This window comes from Treponema sp. SP13 (assembly GCF_050938355.1).
Taxonomy (GTDB): domain Bacteria; phylum Spirochaetota; class Spirochaetia; order Treponematales; family Treponemataceae; genus Treponema_D; species Treponema_D socranskii.
In genome coordinates, this window is record NZ_JADOVM010000025.1 from 1 (window position 1) to 257 (window position 257).

Below are 257 nucleotides of genomic sequence, written 5' to 3' on the forward strand. Positions count from 1 at the left end.
ACGACATACGGGTTACCCCATTCGGCTATCTGCGGATCTAAGGATGTGTGCTCCTCCCCGCAGCTTTTCGCAGCTTACCGCGGCCTTCTTCGCCGGACAGCTCCTAGGCATCCGCCGCAAACCTATACTTGCTTGACCATATTCTCTTTCCCGCGCTCTAAGCTTCCAATCGCTTATGCGCTCAAACCTTCTTCCCTTCCCTATATTTTCAAAGAGCATGAGGCTGTCGAAAAAGTAACCGACTTTTCAAACAGCCA

At 51.4% G+C, this 257-nt stretch carries 1 rRNA gene; it reads right to left on the bottom strand.

Annotation, left to right across the window (positions count from 1 at the left end):
• Positions 1-138: ribosomal RNA gene (locus IZU26_RS13035) — 23S ribosomal RNA — on the bottom strand; the annotation flags it as partial.
• Positions 139-257: the final 119 nt, after the last annotated feature.